This is a genomic window from Actinoplanes sp. NPDC026623 (assembly GCF_040638275.1).
GTDB lineage: Bacteria > Actinomycetota > Actinomycetes > Mycobacteriales > Micromonosporaceae > Actinoplanes.
Genome location: NZ_JBEZXZ010000306.1, coordinates 1 through 7,174, shown reverse-complemented (window position 1 = coordinate 7,174; position 7,174 = coordinate 1). Strand labels below are relative to the sequence as shown.

Annotated in this window: 10 protein-coding genes; 4 read left to right on the top strand and 6 right to left on the bottom strand. The window is 68.5% G+C overall.

What is annotated here, in order from left to right:
* Positions 1-714 precede the first annotated feature (714 nt).
* Positions 715-963: a hypothetical protein gene (locus AB0F10_RS43025; protein ID WP_360639683.1), complete on the bottom strand. Its 249-nt coding sequence runs from the start codon at positions 961-963 to the stop codon at positions 715-717.
* Positions 964-1,385: 422 nt separating this feature from the next.
* On the opposite strand from AB0F10_RS43025, the gene AB0F10_RS43020 reads away from it, so the two are divergent.
* Positions 1,386-1,847 carry a DUF6325 family protein gene (locus AB0F10_RS43020; RefSeq protein WP_360639680.1) on the top strand — a complete coding sequence of 154 codons (462 nt, stop codon included), beginning with the start codon at positions 1,386-1,388 and terminating at the stop codon, positions 1,845-1,847.
* Between the two features lie 227 nt (positions 1,848-2,074).
* Here the strand turns inward: AB0F10_RS43020 and AB0F10_RS43015 are convergent, their stop codons facing one another.
* Both AB0F10_RS43015 and AB0F10_RS43010 read right to left on the bottom strand, forming a co-directional pair.
* Positions 2,075-2,449, bottom strand: coding sequence for an STAS domain-containing protein (locus AB0F10_RS43015; protein WP_360639677.1), 375 nt, complete (start codon positions 2,447-2,449; stop codon positions 2,075-2,077).
* Positions 2,450-2,601: 152 nt separating this feature from the next.
* On the bottom strand, positions 2,602-3,153 hold the full coding sequence (locus AB0F10_RS43010) for a Rieske 2Fe-2S domain-containing protein (protein ID WP_360639674.1): 552 nt from the start codon (positions 3,151-3,153) through the stop codon (positions 2,602-2,604).
* A gap of 225 nt (positions 3,154-3,378) precedes the next feature.
* Here AB0F10_RS43010 and AB0F10_RS43005 point away from each other — a divergent pair, with 225 nt between their 5' ends.
* On the top strand, positions 3,379-4,218 hold the full coding sequence (locus tag AB0F10_RS43005) for an SDR family oxidoreductase (protein ID WP_360639671.1): 840 nt from the start codon (positions 3,379-3,381) through the stop codon (positions 4,216-4,218).
* Between the two features lie 80 nt (positions 4,219-4,298).
* Here AB0F10_RS43005 and AB0F10_RS43000 read toward each other — a convergent pair whose 3' ends face one another.
* From AB0F10_RS43000 to AB0F10_RS42990, 3 genes are all read right to left on the bottom strand, one after another.
* Positions 4,299-4,496 (bottom strand): hypothetical protein, encoded by a 198-nt coding sequence (locus AB0F10_RS43000; protein ID WP_360639668.1) that lies wholly within the window; start codon positions 4,494-4,496, stop codon positions 4,299-4,301.
* A 6-nt stretch (positions 4,497-4,502) separates the two neighbouring features.
* A complete protein-coding gene (locus tag AB0F10_RS42995) occupies positions 4,503-5,021 on the bottom strand; it encodes a glycosyltransferase family 2 protein (RefSeq protein WP_360639665.1) in 519 nt (172 codons plus the stop codon).
* Positions 5,022-5,330: 309 nt separating this feature from the next.
* The gene (locus AB0F10_RS42990; protein ID WP_360639662.1) at positions 5,331-5,603 is read right to left on the bottom strand and encodes a DUF4235 domain-containing protein; all 273 of its coding nucleotides are present in this window, start codon (positions 5,601-5,603) and stop codon (positions 5,331-5,333) included.
* A gap of 258 nt (positions 5,604-5,861) precedes the next feature.
* On the opposite strand from AB0F10_RS42990, the gene AB0F10_RS42985 reads away from it, so the two are divergent.
* Both AB0F10_RS42985 and AB0F10_RS42980 read left to right on the top strand, forming a co-directional pair.
* On the top strand, positions 5,862-6,116 hold the full coding sequence (locus AB0F10_RS42985; protein ID WP_360639659.1) for an SRPBCC family protein: 255 nt from the start codon (positions 5,862-5,864) through the stop codon (positions 6,114-6,116).
* Positions 6,117-6,657: 541 nt separating this feature from the next.
* Positions 6,658-7,122, top strand: a complete 465-nt coding sequence (locus AB0F10_RS42980; protein ID WP_360639656.1) for an SRPBCC family protein — start codon at positions 6,658-6,660, stop codon at positions 7,120-7,122.
* Positions 7,123-7,174 lie beyond the last annotated feature (52 nt).

Here is a 7,174-nt window from a genome sequence, read left to right as displayed (position 1 = left end):
CTCTCCATGACGAGGGCCCCGGCGCTTTCGCGCCGGGGCCCAGGGTTTCGGGTTAAACACCATCTGCCGACAGGTTCGTCGGGTTGTCGTATCCGCACCTGCCGCCATCGGCGGCTGAGGGTGCGAGGATCGCATAAGCGTGACCGGAGACCACCTCTCGTTCGAGGGGAACTGCGGTGTCCACTCCCAGAACCGAAATCGTGTCCTGGCGGCGGGCGATCCAACGGTGGTTCAGCCCTCCCTTTCCTCTGCTTCAGATATCTGTGGTGCCGTCCACCGGTGTCGAAGCCCCACGCGACCTCATGGCCTCGCACCCGTGCGGTGAACCGTCCCGGCAGACCGGGCCCGAACCAGCATCGCCCCGTCCACCCCGCCCCGACCTGGAATTACGTCAGGGTCTTACCTTCCACTTCCACTACCCAACCGCGTGCGGCGGTGCAAACACCCCCACCGCTGTGCCGAGCGAGCCACGAAATGGTTCGGGCCCTGCTTAACGCCCGGTCTGCTTCGTCAGCGTTGTCCGCGACCTCTGATGTCAACGGGAGGAACGTTAGCCGAAGTTCGGGAGGATGTCTAGCGCATCCGTCATAGATTTTCTCAGCCGGTCACCGAGCTACACGATCGCGGCGATGCCGCCCCCACAGCGGAGGCGACACCAGCCATCACCCCAGGCCTCGACGCGTGTGCGTCGCAACCAGCGACCCGCAACGAAGGTCAACCGGTCGCCGAGCCGCGTCGGTCGGCCTCCAGATCGGCCTCGCCTACGGGGGTTCCGTCGGAGTCGCGGGTGGGATCGGCGAGGTCGGCGTCACCACCGGATCGAGCCGCATCGGCCTCCGCGTCGGAGGCACCCACGGTAGGACCGGTCTCCACCGGCCCACCGGCCTTGGTCTCCTCCTCGGTCAGTTCCGCGGCCAGCGGGACCGCGATGGGCAGGGCCTGTGGCGATTGTGCGTTCGTCATGGCGGTTCTCCCTTCTGCGAACGGGGAGTACCCGCGGCGCCGAATGTTGAACGTCACCCGGTTGACCAGTCACGCTCAGGCCAAAACAGGCGTCGCGGTAACGCATGGTTCCCGGACGGTCTGCCCGTCCAGGTAGCGGGCGTCGAACACATCGGCTCGGCCGGGTTCGCGTTCATATCGATCTGCGCTGTCGCCGGTCGGTTACGATGCGGGTGACCGAGATGGACGATCGACTCGGCAGTGTGCGTATCGTTGATCCCGACGGCCGACGAGGCTGAGATCGTGGGAATCATGTGGTCTCCGGCGTTCCCTGTTCGGCCTCGACGAGCAGAACGTAGAATTGTCGCCGGAGAGGAATTGCGACGCATCTCCATGACGAAGGCCTGCGTGCCCAACTAATTGTCCGTTTATCCTGGCGGACGATGCCGCCACAGGAGATAGGTGACGGTTACGTCATGGCATTGGGTCCGGTGGAACTCATCATTCTGACGTTCCCCGCGGCGGACCTGAAAGACGGCGTGCGAGCAGCGCTCGACCAGCTGACCGAACTCGATCATTTGCGGGTCGTCGACGTCCTGGTCATTCGAACAGATGCCGCCGGTCGAGCATGCTCGATGGAGATCGATGACGTGCCCGGCCTCGCCGAGGGTCGCGCCGGCTTCAGCGGGTTGCCCTCCGGGCTGATCACCGAGACGGACGTCGATGATGTAGCCGCCCTCGTGGACTTCGGTACGGATGCGCTCGCCGTGCTGGTCCAGCTTCTCTGGGTCAATGATCTGGCCGGCCTGGTGGCCACCGCCAACGGATCCGTCGTGGCGCTGACACCCGTTCACACGGTGCACGCGGTGCCGCCCAGATCCCTGGCCGCCGTGGACGGAGGCTGACCGGTGACGGCGATCGCGGTGGCAGGCGGCGGCTCAGCCGGACCGCCGCTCGCGAGGACGGCTTCCGGCAAGCTGACCTGGTCGCCGGCGACGGTGCGCCGATCGAGGTCGTCTCGGCTCGTTTCGGTTCCCTCGGGCCAGGAACTGATCGCCGCACACGCTCGTCCTGCGGCGTCTCTGGCGTAATCGGTGGGAATCGAGCTGGGTGGCGATGTCGAGTTCACCCATCACGGCGGGGTATGTCGTGGTGGATGCGATCGTCTCGGGCTCTCATGGTGGCTTCTCGTGGGCGTGGCGGTGGCGGGGTCGGCGCCGAAGGTGGGGACGTTCGTGGTCTGGGAGTCCCGGTGGATCAGGTGCTGGTAGTTGATGATCTGGTAACCGATGCCGCGTGCGGCGGCAGTGTTGCGCCCGGCGATCAGCGCGGCGATGCCGGCGGAGTCCAGCAGCGGTACGGCGCCTATGTCGATGACGATTTCGTGCAGGTCGTTGGCGTCCAGGGCGTTGAGGATCAGTTCGCGCAGGGCGGCGCTGGTCGCCGTCTGCACGTCACCGGTCACCGCCAGACGGGTGATGCCTGGCTCTACAGGATGTTTAGTCATGCTGAACGGTGTGCTCATGGCGGCCTTTCCCGGCGCGACGTCGGGCCCAATGTCGGTGCGGGCTCGGTCAGACGCACCTTTCATCTGACAAACCATCCGACACCATATGTGAGTCGCCGTCTGATGCCGGTCTGGGCTGCTACCGGACAACATCACCGGCGTACTGTTTGCGGGTTTGCGCATTCGGCGCCGGCGATAGCCTGAGGGCGACGGTTCCGATTCGCGGGCGAGTTCGGCCCGCCGAGCCGAGCCTCACCGGGGGTAACGATGCCAGAGCCTGCGTCCGACCGGGTCGGTTGCGGTGACGGCTGGCTGTGCGGTGCCGTCGACCGAGCGAGAACCGCAGATCCATCGCCGTCCGAGCGTCCACCGCGGCGTTCACGTGCTGCCCTCGACGGCCAGGCACGTGCATGACGGGTTGCACCGCCGGCCCGGAGCAGGAGGTCACCGAGCGACGGCATTCCGCGGCCCCGACACGCTCGCCGAGCGTCGGCGCCCGAGCCGGTCACCTCACCCTCACTCAGCGGACCGGTCTCGTGTCCGCACCGCTCGATCAACGCCGACACCTGATCGCCGCGGCGGTAGATCAGGACCGGCACGTCTCCGACCGTACGCACCGCCGGGCTGCCGTCGGGCAGGGACGCCAGCGAACCGACCGACGTCCAGTCCTCCGGGACCCTGGCGATCTCGGGCGCTTCCCGCATCGGGGCGACCAAACCCCGCCGGGTCCGAACCGGCTCTGACCGGGCAACGGTCGAGGGCCGCGCGGTACCCGGCGAGCGCACCGCACCGACCGGCGCGGCCATGCCGGCGACAACGCCGGCCGCGAGTGCGCCCCCGCTGGCGGCGCCGGGTTTCCGCTCCCGCGTACGGGGAACGCCGAGGACACGCGGAAATCCCGGCGACCGACGATCACGAGGGAAGACACGATGACCGACCACGAACCCCAGCAGCAACCGCCCGGCAGCACGACGCAGATGCGCCGACAGCCCGACCACGGCGAGGACAGCTACCGCGGAAGCGGCCGCCTCACCGGGAAGCGGACACTCATCACCGGCGGCGACAGCGGTATCGGCCGTGCCGTCGCCCTCGCCTTCGCCCGCGAAGGCGCCGACGTCGCGATCTCCTACCTCAGCGAGGACGAAGACGCCCGCGAGACCGCCGCCCTGGTCGAGAAGGCCGGCCGCCGGGCCGTGCTGATCCCCGGCGACCTCACCCGGCGTGAGCAGTGCCAGGCTGTCGTCGACCAGACCGTCCGCGAACTCGGCGGCGTCGACGTCCTGGTCAACAACGCCGCCTTCCAGATGACCCACGAGACCGTCGAGGAGATCACCGACGAGGAGTGGCAGCACACCTTCGACACCAACATCACCGCAATGTTCCGGCTGGTACAGGCGGCCCTGCCACACCTGGGCGAGGGTGCCTCGATCATCAACACCAGCTCGGTCAACTACGACCAGCCCAAGCCCACCTTGCTGCCCTACGCCACCACCAAAGGCGCGATCGCCAACTTCACCGCCGGCCTTGCCCAGCTGCTCGGCGACCGCGGCATCCGCGTGAACGCGGTCGCACCCGGCCCGATCTGGACACCGCTGATCCCCTCCACCATGCCACCCGACCACGTCGCGGAATTCGGCCAGAACATCCCACTCGGCCGGCCGGGCGAACCGAAGGAGGTCGCACCGGTCTACGTCCTGCTCGCCTCCGACGAGGCCAGCTACATCTCAGGGGCGATCATCCCCGTCACCGGCGGCAAGCCGATCCTCTGACCCGCACCGGCCGGCGGCGGGGTCGGCCGCGACCGCTACGACGAGCGGTCCGACCATTGACGTCGCCCGCCGGCGATACATCAACGCGGCCGAGACGCGGGCCGTTTCTTCGCTATTCGAACCTGGACGACGGCGTGGCGTGCCAGGCTATGCAGGACACGCGCCGAATCGGCGAGGCTGCCGAAGTTCGACGCCGCATTGCCGTCCAGATAGGTAGCCGGGATCGACACCTCCTCGATGCGCAAACCGCCGCCGACAACCGCCAGTAGCACGTTCATCTCGTACTAGAACCGCTCGCCGGGAAACGTGGACAACCACGTGAGCAGGCCCGCCGGGTACGCCCGCAGCCCCGTCTGGGTGTCGGTGAGCGCGCGGCCGGTGACGCCCCGGAACAGCAGATCGACGGCGACGTTGCCGACGCGGCTGCGCAGCGGCATCCGGTCGAAGCGCCGCGCGCCGAGCACAACGCTGCCGCGGCCGGACCGCTCGGCCACGGCGCGGATGTCGGCGGCCCGATGCTGCCCGTCGCCGTCGGCGGTCACCACGTCGACACCCGGATAAGCGGCGGCCACATGGCGAAAACCGCGCTTCAGGGCAACGCCCTTGCCCTCGTTGTCGGGGCGGCGCAGCACGGTGCAACCCAAATCACGCACGGCCGTCAGCACGGCGTCGGCGGACGGCCCGCTGCCGTCGTCGATGACCACCACGCCGATCGGGTTCGGGTCGTACCCCAGCAGATCGGTGATCAGGGACAGCAGCCGCTGCCCCGGCCGGTAGACGGGCAATAGGACGATCACGCTCACGTCGCCTCCCGCGGTCGTCGGTGCGACAGCCTCTTACCCGCTCAGGGACGGCGTCGCACCTGCCGGGCGAGGCGGGTCACGGCGACCATCCGGCGCTCCCGGCGCAGCAGCACGGCATTGCGCCGGGCGCCCAGGAAACCGAGCCGGGCCGCCAGCATCAGGCCCCGGTCTCCGTGCTCTTCGCCGCCGGTCGCCGGTACGTCGACCAGCGCAGCGCCGCGCAGGGTGGAGCACCCGGCCGGCGAGGAAACGGGCCTGCGGCCACCTGAGCCACACCGCCGCACGTTCTCTTCGCCGCGTGCAGGGCGTTCAGGCGGGCCATTCGCCCGTGGCACTGCGGACGCCGGTGGCACCGGCCCGTTCGACGGCGGCCTTGACCGACGCGAAGATCGCGCCTTGGAGCGCGGCCGCGAGCAGAATCTCTCCCCACCCCCGGTTCTCGTCGGTGGCGTTCGGAGCGTCCTCGTCACGCCCGACCAGCTTCCACACCTGCTTGAAAAGCAGCCCGGCCGCCGCACCGGCCCCGGCGCCGGCGAGCCACCCGACCGGCTTGTACGCGATCTTGGTCCTCTTGCGCGCCATAACGGCCTCCCGTGAATCCCGTCGGCCACTCTCCGATGGCGGGCTCGGCGCCGCCTGGGTCGACTGGCTGTCTGCTGCGTACGTGCGTGTACTGCCGGCGTGTTTCCGTCAGGTCGGTGATTCCCCGACTGACGGCAATGAAACTCGACCGCCGCGCCGACGGCCGCTAAGCCTCGGGCCCGGACCGTTTGCCTGGTCACGCCGGCGACCGTTGCCGATCACGCGTTAGCTGCACCGATACCTGGATAACCGACAGTCATGGCGAAGGTGACCCGCACGATAACCGCCGCGGCCGAACAGGTGTACGGGATTCTGGCCGACGGCTGGACATACAGCGACTGGGTCGTAGGAACGGCCCACATCCGTGACGTCGAGGCCTCGTGGCCCCAGCCGGACTCGCGTCTGCACCACAAGGTCGGTCCGTGGCCGTTCTCGATTAAGGACACGTCGACCGTAATCGCCCTCGATCCGGGGCGGGGGCTCGCGCTGCGCCGGGATCTGGCCGCTGGGTGAGGCCGTCGTCCGAATCACGCTCGAGCCCATCAATGCGGGCGAGACCCGCGTGACCATGTACGAGGAGTTCCGGTCGGGTCCGCTGCACTGCTCCGAAACAAGGTCAACGATCTGCTCCTTCCGGGCGGAACGTCGAGGCTCTACGCCGCCTGGCCGAGCGCGGAACACTCCCGGCACACCTCTCACTCCGACGCTAATGGTCGGGCCTCAGCCCTGTAGGCATCCGCACCTCGCTCCACCTCCTGGAGACGCTCCGGCGGTGGCGTTGAGGACGGTTTAGCGTCGGGCATTGCGGGCACCACGAATGCATGGCTCGCTTGGACGAGCAGCTGGCTTGCGAGGACCAGGACGCAGTCCAGACCATGGCCGAGCCGTCGGAGCGGCCCGGCCCTTCGGGAGCCTGGTGCCGGACGGGGCGGGGCCCGCCGCTGGAGCAGCTCCCACCGGACACCCCCTACCGGACCGTGACCGGGATCTGGCCCGCGCTCGAGCGCTGATCGCATCGCGGCCGGCAATGGCCGGAAACAGGAAGGAATACATTGTGAGTACCGTGACCGAGTCCGTTGACGTCAATGTGCCGGTACGCACCGCGTACAACCAGTGGACCCAGTTCGAGGACTTCCCCCGCTTCATGAGCGGTGTGGAGGAGATTCACCAGCTCGACGACAGCACCACCCATTGGAAGACCAACATCGACGGCGTCAAGCGGGAGTTCGACGCCCGGATCACCGAGCAACTGCCCGACGAGCGGGTGGCGTGGACGTCTGTGGAGGGCAGCCGGCAGGCCGGCGTCGTGACCTTCCACCGCCTCGACGCCGCACACACCCGGGTGACGGTCCAGATGGAACTCGAGCCCGACGGCATCGTCGAGCAGGCGGGCAACAAGCTCGGTTTCCTTGACCGGCAGGTCAAGGGCGACCTGAGGCGGTTCAAGGAGTTCATCGAGGGCCGAGGTGGAGTGGAGACGGGCGAGTGGCGCGGCGAGGTGGATCGCCCGCAGCCCTGAGAGACAACACCGAGACGGCCGCCGGAATCCCGGCGGCCCGGGCCACCGGCCC

Excerpts from the sequence above, each read along its gene's own strand:
- AB0F10_RS42990 (WP_360639662.1), bottom strand. The coding sequence starts at position 5,603 with ATGGCGCGCAAGAGGACCAAGATCGCGTACAAGCCGGTCGGGTGGCTC.
- AB0F10_RS42985 (WP_360639659.1), top strand. The coding sequence starts at position 5,862 with ATGGCGAAGGTGACCCGCACGATAACCGCCGCGGCCGAACAGGTGTAC.
- AB0F10_RS43010 (WP_360639674.1), bottom strand. The coding sequence starts at position 3,153 with ATGCGGGAAGCGCCCGAGATCGCCAGGGTCCCGGAGGACTGGACGTCG.
- AB0F10_RS43015 (WP_360639677.1), bottom strand. The coding sequence starts at position 2,449 with ATGACTAAACATCCTGTAGAGCCAGGCATCACCCGTCTGGCGGTGACC.
- AB0F10_RS43000 (WP_360639668.1), bottom strand. The coding sequence starts at position 4,496 with ATGAACGTGCTACTGGCGGTTGTCGGCGGCGGTTTGCGCATCGAGGAG.
- AB0F10_RS43005 (WP_360639671.1), top strand. The coding sequence starts at position 3,379 with ATGACCGACCACGAACCCCAGCAGCAACCGCCCGGCAGCACGACGCAG.
- AB0F10_RS43020 (WP_360639680.1), top strand. The coding sequence starts at position 1,386 with ATGCCGCCACAGGAGATAGGTGACGGTTACGTCATGGCATTGGGTCCG.
- AB0F10_RS43025 (WP_360639683.1), bottom strand. The coding sequence starts at position 963 with ATGACGAACGCACAATCGCCACAGGCCCTGCCCATCGCGGTCCCGCTG.